Source organism: Streptomyces sp. AA1529, from assembly GCF_000280905.1.
GTDB lineage: Bacteria > Actinomycetota > Actinomycetes > Streptomycetales > Streptomycetaceae > Streptomyces.
In genome coordinates, this window is record NZ_ALAP01000052.1 from 38,945 (window position 1) to 64,876 (window position 25,932).

Annotated in this window: 24 protein-coding genes; 7 read left to right on the plus strand and 17 right to left on the minus strand. The window is 73.9% G+C overall.

Annotated features, from left to right (window positions below; genetic code table 11):
• Window positions 1–8: 8 nt before the first annotated feature.
• Window positions 9–392 carry a VOC family protein gene (locus A949_RS0115340; RefSeq protein WP_019356901.1) on the minus strand — a complete coding sequence of 128 codons (384 nt, stop codon included), beginning with the start codon at window positions 390–392 and terminating at the stop codon, window positions 9–11.
• A gap of 134 nt (window positions 393–526) precedes the next feature.
• Between A949_RS0115340 and A949_RS0115345 the strand changes: the two genes are divergently transcribed.
• Window positions 527–1,090 carry a CGNR zinc finger domain-containing protein gene (locus A949_RS0115345; RefSeq protein ID WP_026004674.1) on the plus strand — a complete coding sequence of 188 codons (564 nt, stop codon included), beginning with the start codon at window positions 527–529 and terminating at the stop codon, window positions 1,088–1,090.
• Between the two features lie 232 nt (window positions 1,091–1,322).
• Here A949_RS0115345 and A949_RS0115350 read toward each other — a convergent pair whose 3' ends face one another.
• The gene (locus tag A949_RS0115350) at window positions 1,323–2,666 is read right to left on the minus strand and encodes a UDP-glucose dehydrogenase family protein (protein WP_019356903.1); all 1,344 of its coding nucleotides are present in this window, start codon (window positions 2,664–2,666) and stop codon (window positions 1,323–1,325) included.
• Between the two features lie 216 nt (window positions 2,667–2,882).
• Between A949_RS0115350 and A949_RS0115355 the strand changes: the two genes are divergently transcribed.
• A complete protein-coding gene (locus A949_RS0115355) occupies window positions 2,883–4,049 on the plus strand; it encodes an acyl-CoA dehydrogenase family protein (protein WP_019356904.1) in 1,167 nt (388 codons plus the stop codon).
• Window positions 4,050–4,161: 112 nt separating this feature from the next.
• Here the strand turns inward: A949_RS0115355 and A949_RS0115360 are convergent, their stop codons facing one another.
• The 3 genes from A949_RS0115360 to A949_RS0115370 form a co-directional block, all read right to left on the minus strand.
• On the minus strand, window positions 4,162–5,376 hold the full coding sequence (locus A949_RS0115360) for a dipeptidase (protein ID WP_019356905.1): 1,215 nt from the start codon (window positions 5,374–5,376) through the stop codon (window positions 4,162–4,164).
• Window positions 5,373–5,921: a 5-(carboxyamino)imidazole ribonucleotide mutase gene (gene purE / locus A949_RS0115365; RefSeq protein ID WP_026004675.1), complete on the minus strand. Its 549-nt coding sequence runs from the start codon at window positions 5,919–5,921 to the stop codon at window positions 5,373–5,375. Before purE ends, A949_RS0115360 begins: the two co-directional genes overlap by 4 nt.
• Window positions 5,922–5,993: 72 nt before the next feature.
• Window positions 5,994–7,157: a 5-(carboxyamino)imidazole ribonucleotide synthase gene (locus A949_RS0115370; RefSeq protein ID WP_078565446.1), complete on the minus strand. Its 1,164-nt coding sequence runs from the start codon at window positions 7,155–7,157 to the stop codon at window positions 5,994–5,996.
• Between the two features lie 127 nt (window positions 7,158–7,284).
• Here A949_RS0115370 and A949_RS0115375 point away from each other — a divergent pair, with 127 nt between their 5' ends.
• Complete coding sequence (locus A949_RS0115375; RefSeq protein ID WP_019356908.1) at window positions 7,285–7,761, plus strand: protease inhibitor I42 family protein; 477 nt, start codon at window positions 7,285–7,287, stop codon at window positions 7,759–7,761.
• A 155-nt stretch (window positions 7,762–7,916) separates the two neighbouring features.
• On the plus strand, window positions 7,917–8,567 hold the full coding sequence (locus A949_RS33540; protein WP_051019503.1) for a GtrA family protein: 651 nt from the start codon (window positions 7,917–7,919) through the stop codon (window positions 8,565–8,567).
• Here A949_RS33540 and A949_RS0115385 read toward each other — a convergent pair.
• Complete coding sequence (locus A949_RS0115385; protein ID WP_019356910.1) at window positions 8,487–9,773, minus strand: ATP-binding protein; 1,287 nt, start codon at window positions 9,771–9,773, stop codon at window positions 8,487–8,489. The two genes, A949_RS33540 and A949_RS0115385, sit on opposite strands and share 81 nt — an antisense overlap.
• 107 nt (window positions 9,774–9,880) lie before the next feature.
• A complete protein-coding gene (locus A949_RS0115390) occupies window positions 9,881–10,561 on the minus strand; it encodes a response regulator transcription factor (RefSeq protein WP_019356911.1) in 681 nt (226 codons plus the stop codon).
• A gap of 322 nt (window positions 10,562–10,883) precedes the next feature.
• Between A949_RS0115390 and A949_RS0115395 the strand changes: the two genes are divergently transcribed.
• Window positions 10,884–12,410 (plus strand): peptide MFS transporter, encoded by a 1,527-nt coding sequence (locus A949_RS0115395; RefSeq protein ID WP_019356912.1) that lies wholly within the window; start codon window positions 10,884–10,886, stop codon window positions 12,408–12,410.
• A gap of 206 nt (window positions 12,411–12,616) precedes the next feature.
• Here A949_RS0115395 and A949_RS33545 read toward each other — a convergent pair whose 3' ends face one another.
• Window positions 12,617–13,303, minus strand: a complete 687-nt coding sequence (locus tag A949_RS33545) for an ATP-binding protein (protein WP_026004677.1) — start codon at window positions 13,301–13,303, stop codon at window positions 12,617–12,619.
• 179 nt (window positions 13,304–13,482) lie between these two features.
• A complete protein-coding gene (locus A949_RS0115405) occupies window positions 13,483–13,881 on the minus strand; it encodes an STAS domain-containing protein (RefSeq protein ID WP_019356914.1) in 399 nt (132 codons plus the stop codon).
• A gap of 261 nt (window positions 13,882–14,142) precedes the next feature.
• Here A949_RS0115405 and A949_RS0115410 point away from each other — a divergent pair, with 261 nt between their 5' ends.
• Entirely contained in the window at window positions 14,143–15,138 is a 996-nt protein-coding gene (locus tag A949_RS0115410) for an RNA polymerase sigma factor SigF (RefSeq protein ID WP_019356915.1), read from the plus strand.
• A gap of 215 nt (window positions 15,139–15,353) precedes the next feature.
• Here A949_RS0115410 and A949_RS33550 read toward each other — a convergent pair whose 3' ends face one another.
• Window positions 15,354–15,890 (minus strand): MarR family transcriptional regulator, encoded by a 537-nt coding sequence (locus A949_RS33550; protein WP_019356916.1) that lies wholly within the window; start codon window positions 15,888–15,890, stop codon window positions 15,354–15,356.
• Window positions 15,887–17,350 carry a DHA2 family efflux MFS transporter permease subunit gene (locus A949_RS0115420; protein WP_078565449.1) on the minus strand — a complete coding sequence of 488 codons (1,464 nt, stop codon included), beginning with the start codon at window positions 17,348–17,350 and terminating at the stop codon, window positions 15,887–15,889. Before A949_RS0115420 ends, A949_RS33550 begins: the two co-directional genes overlap by 4 nt.
• Window positions 17,351–17,843: 493 nt before the next feature.
• Between A949_RS0115420 and A949_RS0115425 the strand changes: the two genes are divergently transcribed.
• Entirely contained in the window at window positions 17,844–19,052 is a 1,209-nt protein-coding gene (locus A949_RS0115425; protein ID WP_051019508.1) for a serine hydrolase domain-containing protein, read from the plus strand.
• Here the strand turns inward: A949_RS0115425 and A949_RS0115430 are convergent.
• From A949_RS0115430 to hutI, 6 genes are all read right to left on the minus strand, one after another.
• Window positions 19,008–19,985, minus strand: coding sequence for an NAD-dependent epimerase/dehydratase family protein (locus A949_RS0115430; RefSeq protein ID WP_019356919.1), 978 nt, complete (start codon window positions 19,983–19,985; stop codon window positions 19,008–19,010). The two genes, A949_RS0115425 and A949_RS0115430, sit on opposite strands and share 45 nt — an antisense overlap.
• Window positions 19,982–21,286, minus strand: coding sequence for a hypothetical protein (locus A949_RS0115435; RefSeq protein ID WP_019356920.1), 1,305 nt, complete (start codon window positions 21,284–21,286; stop codon window positions 19,982–19,984). Before A949_RS0115435 ends, A949_RS0115430 begins: the two co-directional genes overlap by 4 nt.
• Window positions 21,283–22,791, minus strand: coding sequence for a class I adenylate-forming enzyme family protein (locus A949_RS0115440; RefSeq protein ID WP_019356921.1), 1,509 nt, complete (start codon window positions 22,789–22,791; stop codon window positions 21,283–21,285). Before A949_RS0115440 ends, A949_RS0115435 begins: the two co-directional genes overlap by 4 nt.
• Window positions 22,791–23,597, minus strand: a complete 807-nt coding sequence (locus A949_RS0115445; RefSeq protein WP_019356922.1) for a glycosyltransferase family 2 protein — start codon at window positions 23,595–23,597, stop codon at window positions 22,791–22,793. Before A949_RS0115445 ends, A949_RS0115440 begins: the two co-directional genes overlap by 1 nt.
• On the minus strand, window positions 23,594–24,631 hold the full coding sequence (locus tag A949_RS0115450; protein WP_019356923.1) for a 3-oxoacyl-ACP synthase III family protein: 1,038 nt from the start codon (window positions 24,629–24,631) through the stop codon (window positions 23,594–23,596). The genes A949_RS0115445 and A949_RS0115450 overlap by 4 nt, the downstream gene beginning before the upstream one ends.
• A gap of 70 nt (window positions 24,632–24,701) precedes the next feature.
• Entirely contained in the window at window positions 24,702–25,898 is a 1,197-nt protein-coding gene (hutI, locus tag A949_RS0115455; protein WP_019356924.1) for an imidazolonepropionase, read from the minus strand.
• Window positions 25,899–25,932: the final 34 nt, after the last annotated feature.

Genomic DNA, 25,932 nt, shown 5'->3' on the forward strand with positions numbered 1-25,932 from the left:
CCGGCCGCTCAGCCGTCGGACAGACACAGGCAGAAGGGGTGCCCCGCCGGATCGAGGTAGACGCGGAAGTCCCGAGCACCGTCCGCGTCGTCCTGGATGAGCCGGGCGCCCAGTGCCAGCACCTCCCGCTCGGCCTCCTCCAGGCGGGCCCGCGGCACGTCCAGATCGAGGTGGAGCTGCTGGGAGTGCTCCCCGCTCGGCCACTGCGGCGGGACGAACCCGGACGCCTCCTGGAACGCCAGCCGCCTGCGGCCGTCGGTGTCCAGCACCTCGGCCCACGTGCTGTCGCCGCCCGGATCCACCTTCCAGTCCAGCATCCGGGCGTAGAAGTCCGCCAGGCGCAGGGTGTCGGGACAGTCGAGTACGACTACGCCCATCGTGGGGATGGCCATCGTGATTCCTCTCTCCGCTCCTCGGCGGCCACCGCTCGACCGCCCGACCGCCGCGAACCGTTACTGCCAGAAGGCTGCAAGGGGTAACAGCCCGGGTTACTTCATGATGGGTGAAGACCGGTAACGTCACAAGAGTGGGAGACAGAGAAGCGCCGGAGTCCCTCCGTCTGGTGCAGGAATTGGTGAACACCCTCGACATCGAATCCGGCACCGACGGGCTGGCCTCCCCGGCGGACCTGGCCCGGTTCGCCGACCACCACGGACTGGCGCGGTACCGCCTCGGCCCGGCCGACCTGGCGGAGCTGCGCGAGCTCCGGGAGGCGCTGCGCGCGGCCTGCACGGCGCACACGGGCACGGCGGTACCGCCGGAGGCGGCCGCGTCGCTGGAGCGGCTGCTGAGCGCGGCACCGCTCGCGCTGCGCCTCGACTCCCGGGGTGCGGCCGTGCTGCGCCCCGCACCCGGTCTGACGGGCCTGCCCGCGCTCACGGCCCAGTTGGCCGCCCGGATCGCCACCGCGGCGGGCGAGGGCACCTGGCAGCGGCTGAAGGCGTGCGAGGCGCACGACTGCCGCTGGGTCTACTACGACCGCAGCCCCGCGGGCCGCAGCCGCTGGTGCAGCATGGCCGTCTGCGGCAGCCGCGCCAAGATGCGCACCTACCGCGCCCGGCGGGGCCAGGGCCCGCCCGGCGGATCATGACGTCCGGCAGGCGCCGATGCCGGTGGTGCGCCGTCTTTCGGGAAGCGCGGCTTCTTCTCATCCGCTCCGGCCGCGTGCCGGCGGGCCCGGCGCGGCCGGAGCGCCGGGCCCGTGCCCGCGGCTCCGAGCGCGGAGGCGCGGACCACAGGCCTGCGGGGCCCGGCCCGGTTCCGGTCCGTTCAGGGGCGGTCCGGCCCGTCCAGGGGCGGTCAGGCCGCGCGGGCCGCCGGGGTCACGCGGTGGGGCGGCCGAGTGCGCGGAAGAGCCAGCCGGACTTGCGCCAGAGCGCGGAGTCCAGGGTGTTGCGGCCGTCGAGGAGGTGACGGGAGGCGACGACGTCGCCCAGCACGGCGGGATCGAGCTCCTTGAACTCCGGCCACTCCGTCAGATGCAGCACCACGTCGGCGCCGCGTGCGGCGTCCAGCGCGCTGTCCGCGTAGCCCAGCGTGGGGAAGACGGCCCGCGCGTTCTCCATGCCCTTCGGGTCGTAGACCGTCACCTGGGCGCCCTGGAGGTGCAGCTGCCCGGCGACGTTGAGCGCGGGCGAGTCGCGTACGTCGTCGGAGTCGGGTTTGAAGGTGGCGCCCAGCACCGCGATCCGCTTGCCGAGCAGCACCCCGCCCAGCGCGTCCCGGGCCAGCTCGACCATCTGGGCGCGGCGCCGCATGTTGATGGAGTCGACCTCGCGCAGGAAGGTGAGCGCCTCGGAGGCGCCCAGCTCGCCGGCGCGGGCCATGAAGGCGCGGATGTCCTTGGGCAGGCAGCCGCCGCCGAAGCCGATCCCGGCCCGGAGGAACTTGTGGCCGATGCGGTCGTCGTGGCCGATGGCCTCGGCGAGCTTGACCACGTCGCCGCCCGCGGCCTCGCACACCTCGGCCATGGCGTTGATGAAGGAGATCTTCGTGGCCAGGAAGGAGTTGGCGGCGGTCTTGACCAGCTCGGCGGTCGGGAAGTCGGTCACCAGGAAGGGGGTGCCCTCGGCGACCGGCTGCGCGTACACCTCGCGCAGCAGCTCCTCGCCGCGCGGCCCGCCGACCCCGACGACGATGCGGTCGGGGTGGAGGGTGTCCTTGACGGCGAAGCTCTCCCGCAGGAACTCGGGGTTCCAGGCCAGCTCGGCCTCCTGCCCGGCGGGCGCCAGCTCGGCGATCCGGGTCGCGAGCCGCTCGGCGCTGCCGACCGGGACGGTGGACTTGCCGACGACGAGCGCGGGCCCGTGCAGCTGGAGCGCGAGGGAGTCGACGGCGCGCTCGACGTAGCTCATGTCGCAGGCGAACTCGCCGTGCTTCTGCGGCGTGTTGACGCACAGGAAGTGCACGTCGCCGAAGGCGCCCAGCTCCTCCCAGGAGTCGGTGAAGCGCAGTCGGCCGGTGGAGCCCTCGACCCCGGCGACGTGTGCGCGCAGCAGCTCCTCCAGGCCCGGCTCGAACATGGGCGCCTGCCCCTGCTCCAGCTTGCGCATCTTCTCCGGGACGACGTCCAGTCCCAGCACCTCGAACCCCAGTTCGGCCATGGCGGCCGCGTGGGTGGCGCCGAGATAGCCGAGGCCGATCACGGTGATCTTGGGCGAGGCCATGCGATGAGCTCCTTGTGACGGCAGAACGCTGTCCGCGAGCATAACGGGACCCCTCCTGTCGTGAACCTCACGTACCCCCGAGGAGCCGGTGGCCACTAAAATTGGGGTTACTTAACGGTAATTAGCAATCCCGGGGCACCCGGCACGACAACCGAGGCAATCCAGCAGCCCGTGGCACCCCAGGCATTCCGCATCCTCTCGAAGGAGTGAGACACCTTGGCGTCTGATTTCGACCTCTACCGGCCGTCCGAGGAGCACGAGATGCTCCGTGACTCGGTGCGCGCGCTCGCCGAGGCGAAGATCGCGCCGCACGCCGCCGAAGTGGACGAGGAGGCGCGGTTCCCGCAGGAGGCCCGGGACGCCCTGGTCGCCAACGACCTGCACGCGGTACATGTGCCCGAGGCCTTCGGCGGCGCCGGGGCCGACGCGCTGGCCACCGTCATCGTCATCGAGGAGGTCGCCCGGGTCTGCGGCTCCTCCTCCCTCATCCCGGCCGTCAACAAGCTCGGCTCGCTGCCGGTGATCCTCTCCGCCTCGGAAGAGCTCAAGAAGCGCTACCTGACGCCGCTGGCCAAGGGCGACGCGATGTTCTCCTACTGCCTGAGCGAGCCGGACGCCGGCTCCGACGCGGGCGGCATGAAGACCAAGGCCGTGCGGGACGGCGACCACTGGGTCCTCGACGGCGTCAAGCGCTGGATCACCAACGCCGGGGTCTCCGACTACTACACGGTGATGGCCGTCACCGACGCCGAGAAGCGCACCAAGGGCATCTCCGCGTTCGTGGTGGAGAAGGACGACCCGGGCGTCTCCTTCGGCGCCCCGGAGAAGAAGCTGGGCATCAAGGGCTCCCCCACCCGGGAGGTCTACCTGGACAACGTGCGCATCCCGGCCGACCGGATGATCGGCGCCGAGGGCACGGGCTTCGCCACCGCCATGAAGACCCTCGACCACACCCGCATCACCATCGCCGCACAGGCCCTGGGCATCGCCCAGGGGGCGCTGGACTACGCGAAGGGGTACGTCCAGGAGCGCAAGCAGTTCGGCAAGCCGATCGGCGACTTCCAGGGCGTGCAGTTCATGCTGGCCGACATGGCCATGAAGATCGAGGCCGCCCGGCAGCTCACCTACGCGGCCGCCGCGCGCTCCGAGCGGGTCGCGGAAGGCAGCGAGAAGGAGGATCTGACCTTCTTCGGCGCCGCCGCCAAGTGCTACGCCTCGGACGCGGCCATGGAGGTCACCACCGACGCCGTCCAGCTCCTGGGCGGCTACGGCTACACCCGCGACTACCCTGTCGAGCGGATGATGCGGGACGCGAAGATCACCCAGATCTACGAGGGCACCAATCAGGTGCAGCGGATCGTGATGGCGCGGAACCTGCCGTAGCGGATTCCGCGGTTCGCCGGCGTCCGGCGTCCGGGAGACCGGTTCCCGCCCGGGGCCCGGGGGCAGCACGAGGTGCTTCCCCCGGGCCCCGGCCGGTTCCGGTGCCGCCCGGTCAGCCCGCGCGCCGGGCGCCGTCCAGTTGGTCGATCGTGGCGATGGAGGGCCCGCGCTGCGTCTGCAGCGTCCGGGCCGCCTCCTCCGCCTCGCGCAGCACGCGCAGGGCGTTGGACCAGGTCAGCTTCGCCAGGTCGGCCTCGGACCAGTTGCGGTCCAGCAGCTCGGCCACCAGGTGCGGGTAGCCGGCCACGTCCGAGAGCTGGGCCGGGGTGAAGGCGGTGCCGTCGAAGTCGCCGCCGATGCCGATGTGGTCGATGCCCGCGACCTCGCGCATGTGGTCGAGGTGGTCGGCGACGGTGCTCGCGTCCGGGACCGGCCGCGGGTTGGCGCGCTCGAACTCGCGCTGCACCGCACGGCCCTCGTCGGACAGGTCGAGGTGGTCGAGGCCGTGCGCCCGCATGTTCTCGTCGGCCGCCCGGGTCCAGGCCACCGCCTCGGGGAGGATGAACTTGGGCACGAAGGTGGCCATCGCCACGCCCCCGTTGGCGGGGAGCTGGGCGAGCACGTCGTCGGGGATGTTGCGCGGGTGGTCGCAGACGGCGCGCGCCGAGGAGTGCGAGAAGATGACGGGCGCCTCGGTGACGCGCAGCGCGGCGCGCATCGTCCCGGCCGCCACGTGCGAGAGGTCCACCAGCATGCCGAGCCGGTTCATCTCCCGCACGACCTCTTCGCCGAAGGGGCTCAGGCCGCCCGCACGCGGCTCGTCGGTGGCCGAGTCGGCCCAGTCCAGCGAGTTGTTGTGGGTGAGCGTCAGATAGCGCACCCCGAGCTGGTAGAGGGCGCGCAGCGCGGCCAGCGAGTTGTTGATGGAGTGCCCGCCCTCGGCGCCCATCAGCGAGGCGATGCGCCGCTGCGCGTGCGCCGCCTCCACGTCCTCGGCGGTGAAGGCCAGTTGGAGATCCTGCGGATAGCGCGCCGCCAGCAGCCGTACGGCGTCGATCTGCTCCAGGGTGGCGCTCACCGCGTCGTCCCCGGTCAGCTCGCCGGGTACATAGACGGACCAGAACTGCGCCCCGACGCCGCCCGCGCGCAGCCGCGCCAGGTCGGTGTGCAGCTTCTCGCGCTGGTCGAGTGCGATGTCGAGCTTGTCCAGGTCGTAGTGCGCCTGCTCGCGCAGCGCCCAGGGCAGGTCGTTGTGCCCGTCCACGACGGGGTGCGCGCTCAGCAGCGCGCGGGCGTGCTCCAGGCGGGGGCTGTCGGGCCGCGTCACCGGTTGCCTCCCGCCTGGCCGAAGCCGAACCCGGTCTCCCCGGCGGCCTTGGCCCGCAGCCGCTTGCCCTTCTCGGTGGCCTGCTCGTTGAGCTCCTGCTGGAAGTCGCGCATCTTCTCGCGCAGTTCACCGTCGTGCGCGGCGAGCATCCGGACGGCGAGCAGCCCGGCGTTGCGCGCTCCGCCGACGGAGACGGTCGCGACGGGGACCCCCGCGGGCATCTGCACGATGGACAGCAGCGAGTCCATGCCGTCCAGGTGCTTCAGCGGTACGGGCACGCCGACGACCGGCAGCGGGGTGACCGACGCGAGCATGCCCGGCAGGTGCGCCGCGCCGCCCGCGCCCGCGATGACCGCCTTCAGGCCGCGGTCGGCGGCGTCCTCGCCGTAGGCGAGCATCTCGCGCGGCATCCGGTGCGCGGAGACGACGTCCACCTCGTAGGGCACCGAGAACTCCTCCAGCGCCTTGGCGGCCCCCTCCATGACGGGCCAGTCCGAGTCGGACCCCATGACGATCCCCACGAGGGGGCTGGCAGCGGTACTCATACGGCTCCTAGGTAGCTGGTCCGGACCGGCTCGCCGGGGCGCGCCGCCCTGCGGTGCGCGTCGCCCGCGGGCTCACTCCACGACGGTGCCGCGCAGATACCCGGCGGCGTGCGCGGCGCGCTCCCGCACCTCGGCGAGATCGTCACCGTAGACGTTGACATGCCCCACCTTGCGGCCGGGCTTCACGTCCTTGCCGTACATGTGGATCTTGAGCTGCGGGTCGCGGGCCATGCAGTGCAGGTACGCGGCGTACATGTCCGGGTAGTCGCCGCCCAGCACGTTGGCCATCACCGTCCAGCGCTCCCGGCAGCGCGGGTCGCCCAGCGGCAGGTCGAGCACGGCGCGCACATGGTTGGCGAACTGCGAGGTGACCGCGCCGTCCTGGGTCCAGTGGCCGGAGTTGTGCGGCCGCATGGCCAGCTCGTTGACGAGCAGCCGTCCGTCGGCGGTCTCGAACAGCTCGACGGCCAGGTGCCCGACGACTCCCAGTTCGTGCGCCACCTGCAGGGCGATCTGCTGGGCGCCCAGCGCGAGGTCCTCGGCCAAGTCGGGCGCGGGGGCGATCACGGTGTCGCAGACCCCGTCGACCTGCACGGACTCCACGACCGGGTAGGCGACGGCCTGCCCGTGCGGGGAGCGCACGACGTTCGCCGCCAGCTCCCGCGCGAAGTCGACCTTCTCCTCGGCGAGCACCGGGACGCCCGCCTTGAAGGGCTCGGCGGCGTTCGGGTCGTCGGCGCCGCGCACGACCCACACGCCCTTGCCGTCGTAGCCGCCGCGCACCGTCTTGAGGACGACGGGGAAGCCGTCGCCGCTGCCGGGGGCCGCGCCCTCCGCGGCGAAGGCCGCGACGTCCCGGGGATCGTTCACCAGGCGGTTGCGCGGGGCGGGCACACCGAGTTCGGCGAGCCGGGCGCGCATCACGCCCTTGTCCTGCGCGTGCACGAGCGCGTCCGGCCCGGGGCGGACGGGGATGCCGTCCGCCTCCAGGGCGCGGAGGTGCTCGGTGGGCACGTGCTCGTGATCGAAAGTGATCACGTCGCAGCCTTCGGCGAAGCGCCGCAGCGTGTCCAGATCTCGGTAGTCGCCAACGACAACATCGTTGACGACTTGTGCCGCCGAGTCCTGCGCCGTATCGGAGAGGAGCTTGAACCTGATGCCGAGCGGGATGCCTGCCTCGTGGGTCATACGAGCGAGCTGGCCACCGCCGACCATGCCGACCACCGGGAATGTCACGGCTCCAGGGTACGGCGCGTGAGAGGGCGCCCGGTCCGCCCGGGTCCCGGCACCCCCGCTGCCCTATGCTCGGCGCCGGTCGGTCCTGACAGGGACCTGCGGAAAACGGGGGCCGGGATTGCGGCGTATGAAACCAGCCACACTGGCGCTGACCGTCCTGCTGGCCGCCACGGCGTGCGGCGCAGGCGGGGGCGGGGACGACGGCTCGCACGGGGGAACCGGCAGCGGCGGGGACGACGGCGGCACCGGTGTCCCGCGGCCCCGCGAGTTCGGCACCGACCGGACCCGGGTGCGGGTCGGCCCGCACGAGATGTTCGTGCTGAAGGTCCCCTACCGGCCCTCCGAGGGGTACCGCTGGATCGTCCGCGGGAAGCAGCCCGACCGGCGGATCCTCACCCGGCTGAGCATCACCGGCCACGGCTTCGCCCCGGACCGTCCGGGCGACCGCGGCGAGCGCTGGTACACCTTCCGGGCCGAGCGGACCGGAAGCACGGAGCTCGCGCTGCGGGAGTGCTTCGGGTGCGGGGCCGGCCACCCGGAGCCGGACGGGGATCACCCCGTCCGCGACGTCACCTTCCGGATCACGGTCGCGGACCGAGAGTGACACGGTCGTGCACGACCGGTCCCCTGTCCGGCGCCCGGGCCGCCGCGGCGCAACCTTCGGCGCCCCTGTGTGCGTCAATCGCCCTACAGGCCGAATGCGCGCCTGGTTAGCATGGGGCAGCTTCGACACCGACCGAAACGGGGCTCAGTATCGCTATGGGTGAATGGCGCACGATGCGCCCGGGGCTGGAACGGCTTGTGCGCGAACTGGGCAAGTTCGGCGCCGTCGGTGCGCTGGGCTTCCTGGTGAACGTCGCGATCTTCAACCTGTGCATCCACACGTTCCAGCTCGCACCCATCCGCTCCGGCGTCATCGCGCAGGTCGTCGCGATCGGCACCAACTACCTGGGCAACCGCTACTGGACCTACCGGCACACCGACAAGAACCGGATCCACCGCGAGACGGTCCTCTTCTTCCTCTTCAGCGGGGCCGGGCTGGTGCTGGAGAACGGCATCCTCGCCCTCTCGCACTACGGCCTCGGCTACACCTCGACGCTCGCGGACAACGTCGCCAAGAACGTCATCGGGCTCGCCGTCGGCACCGCCTTCCGCTTCTGGGCATACCGCACCTGGGTCTTCCGGGCGCGCGGCAAGGCGCCCGCGCGGACCCGCGGGGCCGACGGGGCTGCGCTGCGGGACGAGGCGTCGAGCCCGCGCCACGAGGAAGCGGCCGTGCTGCGGGACGGGGACCCGGCCGGAGTCCGGCTGCCCGTCGGATCGGCTGCCTCAGCCGGCGCCGGACGCATCGAGGTCGGCGGCCTCGCGGCTGAGGAACAGCGCGAAGACCGGCGGCAGCTGCTGAAGTAGCTCCAGCCGCCCGCCGTCCGCCTCCGCGAGGTCCCGCGCCACCGCGAGCCCCAGACCGGTGGAGTTGTGGCCGCTCACCGTCCGCTCGAAGACGCGCGAGCCCAGCGCCTCGTCCACCCCGGGTCCCTCGTCCGTGACCTCCACGACGACCTGGTTCCCGATCACCCGGGTGCGCAGCGCGACCGTCCCGGCGCCGTGCATCAGCGAGTTCTCGATCAGCGTCGCCAGCACCTGCGCCACCGCACCCGGCGTGCCCACGGCCCGCAGGCCCGTCTTGCCCGAGCGCACGATGGCCCGGCCCGCGCTGCGGTAGGCGGGCTTCCACTCCTCTATCTGCTGCTTGACCACCTCGTCCAGGTCGAAGCTGACCGCCGAGCCGGTACGCGGGTCGCGGGAGTTGGTCAGCAGCCGCTGCACGACGTCGGTGAGCCGCTCGACCTGGGCGAGCGCGATGGTCGCCTCCTCCTTGACCACGGCGCGGTCCTCGGGCTCGTCGCCCTCCGCCATCGTGATGATCTCCTCCAGCCGCATGGACAGCGCGGTCAGCGGCGTCCGCAGCTGGTGCGAGGCGTCCGCCGCCAGTCGGCGCTCGGCGGTCAGCATCCGGCCGATCCGGTCCGCGCTGCCGTCCAGCACGTCCGCGACCCGGTCCAGCTCCGGTACCCCGTAGCGCCGGTGCCGGGGGCGCGGGTCACCGGAGCCGAGGCGCTCGGCGGTCTCGGCCAGGTCGGTGAGCGGGGCCGCCACGCGGTGCGCCTGGCGGACCGCGAGCACGGCGGCGGCGATCACCGCCAGCAGTGCGACGGCGAGGATGATCAGCAGCGTACGGCCGACCTCGGCGCGCACCGCCGACCGGGAGGCCTGGACCGTGATGCGTTCGCCGTGCGCACCGGTCTGCCGGGACTCGACGACCTCGCCGGAGGGCTTGTCGCCGACCTCGATGGGACGCCGGCCGGGCAGTTCGACGCGGATGTAGCGGACGTAGCGGTCCTTGGAGGTGGTGACGCCGATGGACTCCTCGGTCACCCGCTCCCCGGCCACCAGCCGGCTCTCCACGGTGGAGACCAGCCGGACCGCCTCGGAGCGGACGTTCTCCTTGGTGCTGTTCTCGATCGTGCGGGACTCCACGATGACGAGCGAGATCCCGAAGACCGCGACGACGACCAGGACGACGGCGAGGATGGACAGGATGAGCCGACGGCGCACGTGCTGGCTTCTTTCCTAGCTGTTTCCGGGGACCTGACTGTTTCCGGGGACCCGGCTGTCGCCGGAGGCCTCCGGCGGCCCCGGCTCCCTGCGCGGTCCGAGGGGCGTCAGCTCTTCTCGAAGCGGAAGCCGACGCCGCGCACGGTGGCGATGTAGCGCGGGTTGGCCGCGTCGTCGCCGAGTTTCTTGCGCAGCCAGGAGATGTGCATGTCGAGCGTCTTGGTCGAGGACCACCAGGTGGTGTCCCACACCTCGCGCATGAGCTGGTCCCGGGTGACGACCCGGCCCGCGTCCCGCACCAGCACCCGCAGCAGGTCGAACTCCTTCGCGCTGAGCTGGAGTTCCTCCTCGCCCATCCAGGCGCGGTGGGACTCGACGTCGATCCGTACGCCGTGGGTGGCGGGGGGCTGGGCGGGCTCGGCGGGCGTGCCGCGGCGCAGCAGGGCGCGGACGCGCGCGAGCAGCTCGGCGAGCCGGAAGGGCTTGGTGACGTAGTCGTCGGCACCCGCGTCGAGGCCGACGACGGTGTCCACCTCGTCGGCGCGCGCGGTCAGCACGAGGACGGGGAAGGCGTGGCCCTCGTTGCGCAGCCTGCGGCACACCTCCAGGCCGTCCATGCCGGGCAGCCCCAGGTCGAGCACGACGAGGTCGATTCCTTCGCTCAGCCCCGCGTCGAGCGCGGCGGGACCGTCCTCGCGGACCTCGACCTCGTATCCCTCCCGGCGCAGGGCGCGGGCCAGGGGCTCCGAGATCGATGCGTCATCCTCGGCGAGCAGTACACGGGTCATGCACCGATGGTAATCCGCGTGGCAGAGCGCCAGTGGGGACATGGTGCGGTCCCGTCACCGGGACTGTCGATATCCAGGTGATATGAACACGACACCGTCGAAACAGCGGGAGGGTTGCACGGTTCACCTGTGATCTGTCTCGCAAGCCCTTCCCTCGTGCCGCGAACGGTGACCTATGGTGAATGCACTTATGTAGTGAACGTCGAGGACTCCTGGCGCCACAGCACCACGGCCAGGGGTCCTTCTCCGTGTACGGGCCCCGCTTGCGAGCAACGCCGCTGGTCAGCGCGGCCCCGCAGCGCAACGGCAAGGAACACCGATTATGGCGCCCAGCCTGACGAAGGACGCCCCCGGCAACACCGGCGGCAGGACCTTCTTCGGCCACCCACGAGGTCTGGCCACGCTCTTCATGACGGAGATGTGGGAGCGCTTCAGCTTCTACGGCCTCCGCGCCCTGCTCGTCGTCTACCTCGTGGCCGGCGGGCCCGACGCGGGCGAGGGCGGCGCGGGCCATCAGGGCGGCGGCCTCGCCATGGACCTGGCGACCGCTACCGCGATCTACTCCGTCTACAACGCCATGGTCTACCTGCTGACCATGCCGGGCGGCTGGTTCGGCGACCGGCTCTGGGGCCCCCGCAAGACGGTCACCGTCGGCGCCGGGATCATCATGCTCGGCCACCTCACCCTGGCGGTGCCGGGCGAAGGAGCCTTCTTCGTCGGCCTGGCCTGCGTGGCCACCGGCTCCGGGCTGCTGAAGGCCAACATCTCCAAGATGGTCGGCGACCTGTACAACGGCCCCGACGACCCGCGGCGGGACGGCGGCTTCACGGTCTTCTACATGGGCATCAACGCGGGCTCCTTCCTCGCCCCGTTCGCCATCGGCACCGTCGGCCAGACCGTCAACTGGCACCTGGGCTTCGGCATGGCCGCCGTCGGCATGGGCCTGGGCCTGATCCAGTTCCTCGTCGGCTCGCGCCACCTGGACCCGCGCAGCAGCCAGATCCCCTCGCCGCTCTCGGCGCAGGAGAAGTCCGCCGTGCTGCGCAAGGCGCTGCTGTGGCTGATCGTCGCCGTCCTCTTCTACGGCGTCGTGGTGGCCACCGGCACCTTCACCCTCAACTGGGCGATGGTCCCGCTCACCGTCCTGGGCCTGCTGATCCCGCTCGGCATGCTGGTGCGGATCAAGCGCGACAAGGACCTCACCCGGACCGAGCAGGGCCGGATGACCGGCTACATCTGGTTCTTCGCCGCCGCGGCGATCTTCTGGATGATCTACGACCAGGGCGCCTCGACCGTGCAGGCCTTCGGCGACGCCAAGACCACCACGCAGGTGCTGGGCTGGCACTTCCCCTCGACCTGGTTCCAGTCGATCAACCCGCTCTTCATCATCCTGCTCGCGCCGCTCTTCGCCGCGCTGTGGCTGTCGCTGAACCGGCGCGGCAAGGAGCCGTCGACCACCTCGAAGTTCGCGTTCTCGCTGGTCGTGATGGGCCTGTCGTTCTTCGTCTTCGTCATCCCGATGGGCATGGCCTCCGGCGGGACGAAGGTGAGCCCGATGTGGCTGGTCCTCATCTTCCTGCTGCACACGATCGCCGAGCTGTGCCTCTCGCCGGTGGGCCTGTCGGTGACCACCAAGCTGGCCCCCGCCAAGTACGCCAGCCAGCTCATGGGGGTCTGGTTCCTCGCCGTGACGGCGGGCGACAGCATCACCGGCCTGCTGTCCATCGGCGGCGCCGACCTCAGCACCACCGGCGTCGTCGCCGTCGAGGCCACCCTCTCCGCCCTGGCGGGCTTCGCCATCTACATGTACCGGCGGCAGATCGCGGCCACCATGGACGAAGCCCAGTAGGCCCTCGCGTCCGGACCCCGGCGGACCGCACACCGCGTCCGTCGGGCACATCGGCCCCTGCTGACACCTCGGACCCCGCCGCAGCCGCGCGGCGGGGTCCGAGGACGTCCGGACGGTCGCAAGCGGCATCGTGGCCGGAGGGTGACCGGGGGACGGGGGAGAAAGGGAGCGGCGGCGGGGTGGCAGGGCGGCGGGCCGCCTCAGCCTCAGTGCGGAGCGGCGAGCTCCGCCCACACGGTCTTGCCGGAGCCCTCGGGGTTGCGGACGACACCCCAGTCCAGGCACAGCCGCTGGACGATGAACATCCCGTGCCCGCCTGGCCGTCCGGCGCGGTGCGGGGTGCGCGGGGACGGGGAACCGCTCCCCGGATCGACGATCTCCAGGCGCAGCACCTTCGCATTGGCGCCCACCCGCAGCTCTTCGGGGCCGTCGGCGTGCAGGCACGCGTTGGTGACCAGCTCCGAGACGACGAGCAGGACGTCCTCGGCGGCTGCGCGCTGGTCCGCGGTGGCGGCGGGCAGCCAGCCCCAGTCCTGGAGGGCTCGGCGGGTGAAGTCCCGGGCCCGCGGCACGGCTCCGCTGGCGCCGACCAGCCGCAGCCTGCGGACCTGCCGCATCGGCTGCCCTGCCCGGCGTGCGGCCCCTGTCGCGGCCGAGGCCGTGCTCTCCGCAGCGGTCCCCATGGCGCCACTCCCCCCTTCGGGTTCGGGTGCGGACGTGCCGGCGACCCCGGAGCCCGAGGCTCCCGGGAGCTGCTCACGCCCCGTGTCCGTACCGGTACGCACCCGTGCGTCAGCACTCCCGGCGGCACCGCAACCGGGGCCCGCGGTCGCCGGAGTGCCCTCGGGCTCCGGACCGCGGTCGCCCGCCGGTTGCGGCCGGGTGGTGCTCATCAGTGGTTCACCTCACCGATCACCGGTTGCGTTTCGCCGTCCCGCGCCGCTCCGCAGCAGTGCGGGGCCGTGACGCGCTGTACACGAATGTCTGACAGATTCGATGGACTCCTGCCCGGACGCACCGTGAGAACACTTACGGATTCGGCCGGACCTGTGTGATGCGCGTAACGCCCTGATTACGACTCGGGCTGCTGTTCCGTTCCCGAGGGGTTCCGGAGCGCGGACTCGAGGGTGTCGTGCACGGTGAAGACGGCGCTGGCGCCGGTGATCTCGAAGACGCGCGCCACTACGGGGAGCATCCCCGCCAGATGGACACCGCCGCCGGCCTCCTCCGCCTTCAGGCGGGCGCCGAGCAGCACGTTCAGTCCCGTCGAATCGCAGAATTCGAGCCGCGAGCAGTCCACGACGAGGCGGGTGTACCCCTCTTCGACGCTCCGCTCCAGCGGCTCGCGCAACAGCTCGGCGGTGTGGTGGTCGAGCTCACCTTCAGGGGTCACCACGGCACTGATCCCCTCGTGCCGCACCTCGACCGTCAGCCGACCCTGGCTCGTGCTGCCGGGCATCCCGCGGTCCATGCACACCCCTTCTGATCCATGTGAGGGCCTTCACTGCTTCCCCCGTCGAGCGGTTCGCAACCCTACGCCTTCGACAGCCTTACCGGTAGCCGAACATCGGACAGATTGGTCACAGATGGACATAAGGAGCTTGCCCTAGCTGTGCAGGAACAGGTAGGTCTAGTAGGGATACCGAAACAACGTCGGCCCTGGAGGCGCCGCACCCCGTAGTGCACGTCACGGCTTCGGCAGCCATATGCCGAGAAACCATGGAGGACAGCCATGTCACCCCGGCTCGACAATGGGATATCCGACTCCGCGCACGCGCAGGTCGAGGCCCTTCCCGGCGTTCCGGAGCAGCGCAGCACGGACCGGCTGCCGGATTCCCGGTCCCTGGCCCCCGAAACCGAAACCCTCGGCGATCCGGCGAGCGCCGAGCAGATCGCGGAGGCGGTGGAAGCCGACCTCTTCGACCAGCTCCAGCTCCCCGAGATCCCACCCTATGACGAGGTCGGTCCGCTGGACGCGCGGGCCCTGTCCAAGACGCTGTTCGAGCGGCTGGAGAACCTCGACGAGGGCACCCACGAGTACGCCTACGTCCGCAACACCCTGGTCGAGCTCAACCTCGCCCTGGTGAAGTTCGCCGCCTCCCGGTTCCGCTCCCGCAGCGAGCCGATGGAGGACATCGTCCAGGTCGGCACCATCGGCCTCATCAAGGCGATCGACCGCTTCGAGCTGAACCGCGGCGTCGAGTTCCCCACCTTCGCGATGCCGACCATCGTCGGCGAGATCAAGCGCTTCTTCCGCGACACGTCCTGGTCGGTGCGGGTACCCCGGCGCCTCCAGGAGCTGCGGCTCGACCTGGCCAAGGCAGGCGACGAACTCGCCCAGAAGCTGGACCGGGCGCCGACCGCGGAGGAGTTGGCCAAGCGGCTGAACATCTCCAGCGAGGAAGTCATCGAGGGCATGGCGGCGAGCAACGCCTACACCGCCAGCTCGCTGGACGCGCAGCCCGAGGAGGACGACACCGAGGGCGCGCTGGCCGACCGGATCGGCTACGAGGACCACGGACTCGAGGGCATCGAGTACGTGGAGTCCCTGAAGCCGCTGATCGCCGAACTCCCCCCGCGGGACCGCAGAATCCTCTCGCTGCGCTTCGTGGCGAACATGACCCAGTCGGAGATCGGTGAGGAGCTCGGCATCTCGCAGATGCACGTCTCCCGGCTGCTCTCCCGCACCCTGGGCAAGCTCCGCAAGGGGCTGATGGTCGAAGAGTGACGCGGGGTGCCGCCCCACGAGGTGCGGCCCGCTCCGTGTGCCGAGGGCCCGGCCGGACGACGCAGTCCGGCCGGGCCCTCGGCCTGTCCGGAGCCGCGGAACCGGTTTCCGGAGCCGCGGACCCGGGTCCGGAACGGGCCGGGCCCTGGCCGGAACGCGATGAACGCGAGCCGCCGGCCCGGTCCGGCCCCCGGTTCGGGCTCGGGAACGCCGGTTCAGTCCGCGGGGCCGGTGTGCAGCGCCCGGTCCAGGATGCGGGCGAGTGCCGCCAGGTCCGCCGCCGCCAGGCCGCGGAGGGCCGGGGGCGGGGTGTCGGTGATCCGCGCCATCTCGGCCGCCGCCGCGGCTCCCGCCCCGGTGACCTCGACCAGTTTGGAGCGGCGGTCGGCCGGATTCGGCTCCCGCGTGACCAGCCCGCGCTGCACCAGGTAGTCGACGGAGAGCGTGGTGTACGGCGCGTCGGCGAACAGGGCGGCGGCCAGCGCGCTGAGCGTGAGCGGGCCCTCGTCCGCGACGTACCGGAGCACCTTGGCACGGAAGTAGCTCATCCCCAGCGCCTCGACGACCCGGGGCCGCACGTCCGCGGTCTCCAGGACGAGGGTGCGCATGCCGCGCCAGACCCGGACGGCCTCCTGTCCGACGGCGTCGGTCCGCGGAGCGCCAGCGGTCTCGGTCCCGGACGACCCGGCCCCGGTCCCGGCCCCGGACTCGGTGCCCTCCGGTCCGCCGTGCGCGGACTCCGTGCTGTTCATCCCGCTGCCTCGCTGCTCGTACGACCCGCGGCCGGACGCCGCGCCGCCTCGGTACCCTCGTCGCTGCCGTCGCCCCCGTCGCTCCCGTCCAGCAGATGGGCCGCGCGGCGTGCCGTCTCCCGGGCCCGGTGGCCGGTGGAGAGGATACCGAGCGCGAGCACGGCCAGTCCGCAGGCGGAGACGATCCACCAGGCGGTCCGCTCGGTCTCCAGGAACCCGGCGGCCTGCCGGAGGCCGCCCGCGCCGAAGCCGCCCGCGGCCATCACCGCGCCGATGACGGCCACGCCCAGGGACGAGCCGACCTGCCGGCTGGTCGAGGCGACCGCGGCGGCGACGCCCGCCTGCGCGCGGGGCATGCCCGAGACGGCGGTGTTGGTGATCGGCGCGTTGACCAGGCCGAAGCCGATGCCGAAGAGCACGTATCCGGTGAAGAGCACGCCCAGCGGCAGGTCGGCCGAGACGGTGCAGGCCAGCAGAATCCCCGCGGCGGTCATCCCGACGCCCGCGGCCACCAGCGGCAGCCGCGGGCCGCGGGAGCCCACCAGGCGGCCGGAGAGCGGCGCGCAGACCAGCGTCATCAGCGCCATCGGCAGCATGCACAGCCCGGCACGCAGCGCGCTCAGCTGGCGGATCTCCTGGAGGTAGAGCGACGTGACGAAGAGGAAGCCGCCCAGTGCCGCGAACGCGCACACCGCGACCGCGACCGCGCCCGTGAACGGCAGGCTGCGGAAGAAGCGCGGGTCGACGAGGGGTTCGGCGCGGCGCGATTCGTAGGCCACCAGCCCGGCCAGGGCACCGAGCGCGGCGGCCAGGCAGCCGAGCACCAGCGGCGAGCCGAATCCGTGCTGCGGGCTCTCGATGATGCCGTAGGTGAGGGTGCCGAGCAGGACGATCACCAGGAGCTGGCCCACGGGGTCGGCCCTGCGGGCCCGGGGCGCGCGGGACTCGGGGATGTACAGGGTCGTCAGCAGCCACGCGGCGAGGCCGACCGGCACGTTCACCCAGAAGATCGCCTGCCAGCCGCTGACGTCGACCAGCAGCCCGCCGAGCAGGGGGCCGGCCGCCATGCTGACGCCGACGACCCCGCCCCACACGCCGATCGCGCGGGCCCGTTCCCGGGGTTCGGTGAAGGTGTTGGTGATGATCGACATCGCGACGGGGTTGAGCATCGAGCCGCCCACCGCCTGCAGGGCCCGGGCCGCCACCAGCCAGCCGAGCCCCGGGGCCAGGCTGCACAGCAGCGAGCCGAGGACGAACAGCAGCAGCCCCCAGCGGAAGACCCGGCGGCGGCCCAGCCGGTCCGCCGTGGAGCCGGACAGCATCAGCAGCGCGGCCAGTACCAGGGTGTAGGCGTCGACCACCCATTGCAGGCCCGACACCGAGGCGCCCAGGTCGGCGCGGATGTCGGGCAGCGCCACGTTGAGCGCCGTCGTGTCGAGGCTGACGATCAGCAGCGACATGCAGCAGATCGCCAGCACGAGCTGTCGGCGGCGCGGCGGGAGTTCGGCGTCGGACACAGCAGCCCCCCATCGCTTATATGAATACAACAGTTGTGACTGTACAACGAACTCCGGCAGGCCGGTCCATGCGCCTGCCCCCGAGTGCAGCTGCCCCAGCCCGGCCACTCCCGGCACCGCCCTCCGCCCGGCTCACCGACGGCACGCGGCTGTCCCGTCGGCGGGGAGCCGACGGCGGCACCGGCTCCCGTCAGGCCGCACCGCCGAGCCCTCGCCACGCGACCGGCGCGCGGCACCCCACCCTCCGGTGCGCCGGGGGCGGCACCCCGCGGACGGCGCGACCCTAGGGACGATCCCCTCCACGTACCCCGACCCGGGCCCGGCGCGAGGTGGGGCGGTATCAGGGGAGCAGGTCGTCCGCGGCGGTGATCCGGGGCCCGCCGTCCGGCGGAAGGATCTTCTCCGTACCGGACCCCTACCCCTCGTGGAGTGCATCGTGCCCATACGTCTGCGGAACACCCTCCTCGCGGCGCTCGTGGTCGCCGGACTCACCGGCCCGGCAGCGGCGCCCGCCCTCGCCCAACCGCGCAGCGCACCGGCGGAGGTGACGCGGCAGCAGGACGGCGGCCCCGACACCGCCGCGCTGGACAGGGCACTGGGCGGGCTGCCGGACGAGACGACCACCGCGGCGCTCGCGCGGGTCGGCGGGAAGGGGAGCTGGCACGGCAGTTCCGGCGTACGGGATCTGCGCACCGGCCGGAAGGCGCTGGAGCACGGGCGGTTCCGGGCCGGGTCCACCACCAAGGTGGTGACCGCGGCGCTGGTGCTGAAGCTGGCCTCGCAGGGCCGCATCGACCTGGACGGCACCGTGCAGCACTACCTGCCCGGGCTGCTGAGCGACGCGTTCGAGCCCGTCACCGTACGGCAGTTGCTCACCTTCACCAGCGGGCTCAAGCCCGGCGACGGCCTCGGCCCGGTCTCGGGAGCGGGATACGAGAACCGCTTCAAGACCCTCACCCCCGAGCAGGTCGTCGCCTCGTCGGTCGCCAAGGGGCCCTACCGGGGCGCGGACGAGGGGCCCGGAAAGAAGCAGCGGTACGCCAACATCGACTACACCGTGCTGGGCCTGCTCGTCGAGAAGGTCACCCGCGACTCCTACGCGCACCAGGCGTGGCTGCACGTGCTGCGTCCGGCCGGGATGCGGCACACGTCCTTCCCCCGCGGCGCCGACCCGCGGATCCACGGTCCGCACAACCGCGGCTACCAGCGGCTGGACGACGGCCGCCTGGTGGACGCCACCGAGTGGAACATGTCCGACCGCTGGGCGGCCGGCGACATGATCTCCACCACCGCCGATCTGGAGCGCCTGCTGTTCGCCCTCTTCCGCGGCGAGATCGTGCCCCAGCCGCTGCTGGAGCGGGAGATGTTCACCGTGCCGGACATCGACGGCGCCACCATGAGCGCCGGACTCCAGCGGTACGACGCGGGCGGCGGCCTGGTGCTGTGGGGCAAGAGCGGGGCCCGCCCCGGCTACAACACGCTGCTGGTCGGCACCCGCGATCTGTCCCGGACCCTCGTCTACAGCCTCGACTCGACCGACGCCAAGGGACCGACGATGAACCCGATAGGCGAGCGGCTGCTCGCCGCCGCGTTCGGCCCCTCAGCGGTTCCCCCGTCCGCGTCGGCGGCGCGGCGGACGCGCTGAGGGCGTGCCCTCCACCACCGAGGCCACCGCGCGGGCGTAGTCGGCCAGGGTGCGGGGAGCCGTCCAGCCCCGGCGGCGGGCCCGGGTGACGTCGAGCACGACGCCGTGCGCGAGCTGGTCGACGGCGTACCGGGTCAGCGGCGGCTCGGCCCGCGGGTGCAGCCGCCACAGGTGTTCGGCGGCGGCGCCCGCCGCCCGGGCGAGCGGCACCGGGAGGTGCTCGACGCGGGCGTGCACCCCGTGCGCCGCCAGCACGGTGCGCACCGCCTCGTCCCGGCGGTAGGGCACCGGATCGGCGATGTTGTAGGCGCCGGGCGGCCATGCGTCGTCTCCCGCCGCCAGGCAGGCGTCGGCGAGGTTCTCCACCGCGGTCAGGCTGAGCTGGACGTCGCGACCCGGGAGCAGCAGCAGCCCGCGCCGCACCCGGCCCAGCAGCCGCGGCACCAGGTGCGGGTCGCCGACGCCGTAGACCGCGCGGGGCCGCAGCACCACGGCTCCGGCGGCCAGCGCCAGGGCCTCGCCCGCGGCCTTGGTCCGGCCGTAGGCGTTCAGTTGCGCGCGGACCGGGTGCTCCTCGCGGATCCGGGCCCGCCCGGGGCCCGGCGCGTACACGCTGGCGCTGCTGACCCACACCACCGGCCGCCCCGCTGCCGCCTCCAGCAGCCGGGCCGTTCCGGTGACGTTGACCGCCCGCATCGCCGCCTCGGCAGCCGAGCCCGCGGCCGGATCCCCCACGGCCGCCGCGCAGTGCACCACCACGTCGGCCCCGCCCAGGTCCGGCACCTCGCCCGAGGCGGCGTCCCAGCGCAGATGGCGGCCGACCGGGCCGGGCCGCCGCCCCACGCACCGCACCTCGGCTCCCCGCACGGCGGCGGCGCGTGCGACGTAGGAGCCGCAGAAGCCGCTCGCGCCGGTGACGGCGATCGTGGTCATGGTGCCTCCCCGTTCCGGTCGTTCCCGCCGTGCACGCCGTTCCCGCCGTGCACGCCGTTCGGGTGGGTGCTTCCCTCCTCGTCCCGGTGCATGCGCCGCCGCGGCGTCGAGGGGGCGGGGCCCGGCCGGACGGTGAGCGTGCGCCAGCCGGGCAGGGCCGCGCGGCGGTCGGCGCGGGCGCGGACGACGACGGGCCGGTACGGGGCGAGCGCGGCCAGCAGGTCGGCGAGCTGCGTGCGCGCGAGCCGGGCTCCGGGGCAGGTGTGCGGGCCCGCGCCGAAGACGAGCCGGGCGACGGCGGCGGGTGCCGGTGCGGGGCAGCCCGGTGCGTCCCGGTGTGCGCCGACCGCGTGCCGCGCGACCAGCACCAGCCGGTCGCCGCTCCGCACCGGGCAGCCGTCCAGTGTTCCGGGCGCGGCGGCCCGGCGGGGCAGCACCGGCGAGGGCGCCGTCACCCGCAGCAGTTCGTCGACCAGGGTCTCGCGGGCCGCGGGATCGGCGGCCTGTTCCCACAGTCCGGCGTCCGCGCACCAGGCCACGGCCCGGGGCAGCGCCGCCGCGGTGGTGGCGACCGCGGCGACCGCCAGCACGGCCCGCAGCGCCGCCCCGGTGCCCTCCGGTGTTCCTGCTCCGTCCGGTGTTCCGGCGCCGTCCGCCGCCCCGGCACCCTCCGCGGCGCCCCCGGTCCGCTCCCGCAGCAGTTCCTCCAGCCGGGCCGTGGCCCGGGCGGCCGCGCGTGCCGTGCCGGGGCGGCGCGGTCCTGGCAGGTGGTCGCGGACGGCGGCCGCCGCCGCATCGGCCGCGGCCCGCGCGACGGCGGCCGGATCGCCGGCGGTGCCCAGCAGGGCGCAGACCGTGGCGCCCGCCAGTTCGCGGGCGAGCGCGGCCGTCTCCACCTCGCGGCCGTCCGCCAGCGGGGCGAGGCGGCGGGCGAGGATCTCCTGCCACACCGGGCGCAGCCGCTCCGTACCGGCCGTGCCGAGGTCCTCGGCCAGGGACCGGCGGGCGCCGCGGTGGCCGCGGCCCTCCTCGTCGAACAGGGCGCCGCCGCCGGAGAGTTCGCGGGCGGCGCCGCCCGTGGTCCCGGCCGCCGTACGGTCCAGCGGCAGCCGGGTGAGGGCCTGCCGGCAGGCGTCCGTGCCGTGCACCAGCACGGTGCGGCCCAGCCGGACCACCGGGCGGCGGCGGGTGGCCGCCAGCAGGGCGAAGAGCACCGGGTGGCTGCGGGTGTAGACGCGGCGGTCCCGGCGGCGGGCCGTCCGCGCGCCGGGCGTGCGGGCCCGCGCGCCCGGGCCCCTCATCGGTCCTCCGCGGCCCGGCCGCCCGCGGCCCGGCCCGCCGTCTCCCGGCGGCGCCCCGCGGCCAGCAGCGCGGTCGCGGCGCGGTCGGGCTTGCGGGAGCGGCCGGACAGCGGGATGTCGGCGAGCAGCACCGCGTCCGGTCGGGCCGCCCCCATGCGCCGCAGCGGCCCGTCCAGGGCGCCGCGCAGCCGCCGCCGGTCGGTGCCGGGGCTGGGCTGGACGACGGCGACGAGCTGCTCGTCGCCGTCCGGCGCCGGGACGCCCACCAGCAGCGCGAGGTCGACGCCCGGCACGTGCAGCGCGGGCTCGTACAGCCCCGGGTAGATGTTCTCCGCGCGGCGCAGCACCATGTCCTTCATCCGCCCTTCGAGCACGAGCCGGCCCCGGGCGTCCAGCTGGGCGCGGTCGCCGGTGGCGATCCACGGGTCGGGTTCCCCGCCGAGGCAGCGGTGCCGGGCGCCGGGGCCGGTGAGGAGGAGTTCGCCGCTGTCCGCGGTGCGCGCCTCGACGCCGGGCAGCGGCGCGCCCAGCAGGTCGCCCGGGCCTTCGTACGCCGCCTTGGCGGCCGCTTCGACGGCTGCGGCGGGGAAGAGTTCGGTCAGCGCGTACACGCCCCACGCCTCGGCGGCACCGGCCTGTCTGACCCGGCTGAGGAGGGCCGCGCTCGCGGGCGCGGAGCCGGTCCACACGCGTCCCGTGAAGCGGGCGCCGGCGGAGAGCGCGGCCCGCAGCCGAGGCGGCGTCAGATAGCTCGCCTGCGGCCGCAGCCGGTCGAGTTGCCGGGCCAGGACGCGGGGCGCCCGGGCGGGCAGCGCGACGGGGGCACCGGCGGCCAGTGCGGGGACGAGGACGAAGAAGGTGCCGCCGAGCACGGGCCGCCCGGCCGCGGGCCGTACCAGGTCGGCGACCGTGGCCAGGCCGGCGGTGAGCGAGGCGCGGGAGTGCACGACGGCCCGGGGGCGGGAGGTGGTGCCGGAGGTGAAGACGACGACGGCGTCCCCGTCGTGGTCCGCGCCCCGCGGAGCCGGGTGCGGGCCGGCCCGCAGGGCGGGGGCGCAGCCCGGCAGCCGGGGCCCCGGCGTCGCCACCGGGCCGCCGAGTGCGGCGAGGTCGGGGAGGGCGAGCCGGGCGCGGCGGGCCAGCGGACGCGCCCACCCGGCGGCGGCCTGCGCCGCGGCGTCGGCGAGCACCAGGTCGGGCCGGGCCAGGGCGAGCCGGGCGCGCAGCACGTCGGGCCCCGCGCCGGGGTCGAGCACGGCGGCGCGCAGCCCGAGCCGCCAGGCGGCCAGCAGCACGGCCAGGGCGCGGGGTCCGGGCCGTACGGCGACGCCGAGGGTGTCGCCGGGCCGCAGGCCGCGGTGGTGGAGGGCGGACGCGTAGTGGTCGGCCAGGTCGGCCAGGTCGCCGCGGGTGGCCCGGACCCGGGTGCGGCCGGTGGGTGCGGTGGTCAGGACGGCGGGCAGGTGCGGGTCGCGGCGCAGCGCGGCGTGCAGGGTGTCGAGCATCAGCGGGGGTCCTCTCCGTGCCGGCCCGGCCCTTTGTCGAGGTACCAGCGTGCGGTGGTCAGCAGTCCGTAGGCGCGCAGCCGCCGGGTGGAGTTGGCCACGACCATGCGGCGCTCCCGGACGACGGCCGCGGTGGTGCGGCGGACCCGGTTGAGGAAGAGCCGGTCGGTGGGCGAGGGGCGGCGCGGCATGCCGCCGGCGTCCTCGTAGAGCCGGGCGGTGAGGGCCATGTTGTTGCCCGCGTGCATCCGGTAGGGCACCAGGTAGCCGCGGCCGCGCCGGTGTGCGGGGCGCAGCCGTCCGAAGAGTGCCGCGAGGGCGACCAGCAGGCGGAAGGCGGCGCGGCCCGCCGGTCCGTGCTCGTCCCGGCGGGCTGTGATGCGGCCGCAGACCAGTGCGGCTCCGGCGTCGAGCGCGGCGCGCGCGGCGGCGGTCCAGCCGGGCCGGGGCAGGCAGTCGGCGTCGGTGCGGGCGAGCTGTGTGGCGCCGTGCGCGATGGCGTGCCGGAATCCGGTGTCCACGGCGCATCCGACGCCTTTCTGCGGTTCGGTGACGACATGCACGGGGAACGGCGCCCGCCGGGCGAAGTCGCGGGCGAGGCCGGCGGTGCCGTCGGTGGAGGCGTTGTCGACGACCAGGAGGGTGAAGTCCCGGTCGGTCTGGGCCGCGAGCGCGGCCAGGGTGCCGGGCAGCCGCGCGGCCTCCTGGTGGGCGGGGACGACGACCCACAGCGCTCCGGCGGGCCGGGCCGCTGCCGCCGCCCGGGCGGGCGGTGCGGGGGCCGGGGAGGATCGGTCCGGTGTCATGCCTGCTCCCAGACCATCGTCATGAGGCTGACGCCGCCGCCGAGGCCGACGAGGAGGACGCGGTCGCCGGGCTCCAGCCGGTCGTGGATCAGGTCCAGTTGGACGCCGAGGGTGGCGCTGGCGAGGTTGCCGAGTTCGGGCACGGTCACCACCAGCCGGTCCCGGGGCACCCCGGTCAGCTCCACGAAGCGCTCCAGGTACGGCAGCGTCACCTGGTGGACGAGGATGTGCCGGAAGTCCTGCCACTCCAGCCCGGTGCGGTGCCGCATCCGGTCCAGCACCGAGGTGCCGACCTTCTCGAACACGTCGCGCAGCTCGGCGCCGTCGCCGCGGAACCAGGTGTACTCGTCGCCGCGCGGATGGCGGGAGCCGCCGCCGGGTATCCCGCCGACGTCCCAGTGCTCGGAGCGGGTCTCGGTGCCGATGTCGAGGATGCCGCCGCCGGGCACGGGCTCCAGGACCACGGCCGCACCGGCGTCGCCGAAGGTGTATCCGGCGAACACCTCCCGGAACCGGTCCAGGTCCGCGGGGGCGTGCTGCACGGCGCGGCTGGGGGTCTCCCCCGTGACGACGAGGGCCCGGTGCGCCCGGCCGGCCAGCAGCATGCCGCGGGCGAGGTCGATCCCGCCGACGAAGCTGTTGCAGGCGTTGGTGACGTCGAGCGCGTGCGCCCGGGAGCCCAGTGCGTGCTGCACGATGTGCGCGGTGGCGGGTTCGGCCACGTCGCGGGTGGCGGAGGCGAACAGGAGCAGGTCGATGTCCGGCGGGGCGAGCCCGGCCCGCTCCAGTGCCGTCCGGGCGGCGCGGACGGCCAGGGTGGAGGCGTACTCGCCGTCGGCGGCGACGCGGCGGGTCCGGACGCCGGTGGCCCGCTCGATCATCCGCGGCGGAACCGGCAGGCCGCTGCGCGCGACGACGGTACGGCGGAGCTGCTCGGAGTCCACGATCCGCTCCGGCAGCGCCGCACCGACCCCCGTGATGCCCACGCCCGGTGCCGCGGCGGGCCGGTCGGCGCAGGTGCTGTGTATCCCCATGCCCGGGAGGTTAGGAAGCCGGGGCGGGCGCGGACATGAGTGCGGATACTCAGGTGCCGGCGCCGGGTACCTACCGGTTCCCGCGCACGCGCACGCCGCGCCGCCAGACGTCGGAGACGAGGGGGACCCCCGGCCGGTAGGAGAGGTGGACGTGCGAGGGGGCGTCGAGCAGGGCGAGGTCGGCGCGGGCCCCGGGGGACAGCCGTCCGACGTCGGTGCGGCGCAGGGCGCGGGCGCCGCCCGCCGTCGCCGACCAGAGGGCTTCGTCGGGCGTCATGTTCATCTCCCGCACCGCCACCGCGATGCAGAACGGCATCGAGGAGGTGTACGAGGAGCCGGGGTTGCAGTCGGTGGACAGCGCGACGGTGACGCCCGCGTCCAGCAGCCGGCGCGCGTCCGGGTAGACGGCGCGGGTGGAGAACTCGCACCCCGGCAGCAGTGTGGCGACCGTGCTGCCCTGGGCCAGCGCGTCGATGTCCGCGCCGTCCAGGTGGGTGCAGTGGTCGGCGGAGGCGGCCTCCAGCTCGACGGCGAGCCGCACCCCGGGGCCGTGCGTCAGCTGGTTGGCGTGCACCCGGGGCACCAGCCCCTTGGCCCGGCCCGCGGTGAGGATGGCGCGCGACTGGTCCTCGTCGAAGGCGCCCTGCTCGCAGAAGACGTCCACCCAGCGCGCGTGGGGGGCGCACGCGTCGAGCATCTCCCCGGCCACGAGCGCGGTGTAGGCGTCGGGGTCGGCCGCGTACTCCGGCGGGACGATGTGGGCGCCGAGGTAGGTGACCTCCTCGACCCCGGCCTCGGCCGCCACCCGCAGCGCACGGGCCTCGTGCTGGGCCGTCAGCCCGTATCCGGACTTCGTCTCGACGGTCGTCGTGCCCTGGGCGGCCATCTCCGCCAGATGCGCCCCCAGGGTGGCCGCCAGTTCGGCGTCGGATGCCTCGCGGGTCGCCTGCACGGTGGTGCGGATGCCGCCGGCGGTGTAGGGGCGGCCCGACATGCGGGCGTTGAACTCCTGGGTGCGGTCGCCCGCGTAGAGCAGGTGGGAGTGGCTGTCGACGAATCCGGGGACGGCGGCCCGGCCGCCGGCGTCCACGGTCTCGTCGGCGGCGGGGGCCTCGCCGGTGGGTCCCACCCAGGCGATGTGGCCGTCCTCGACGACCAGGGCCGCGTTCTCGATCAGCCCGAGCGGGCTTCCGTCGCCCTGTGCGGGGTCGTTGGTGACGAGGCCGGCGAGGTTGGTGAGGGTGAAGGTGGCAGGCGGTCGGCTCATGGGGGTCGGTCCTTCGTCGCGGGAGGCACGGGCA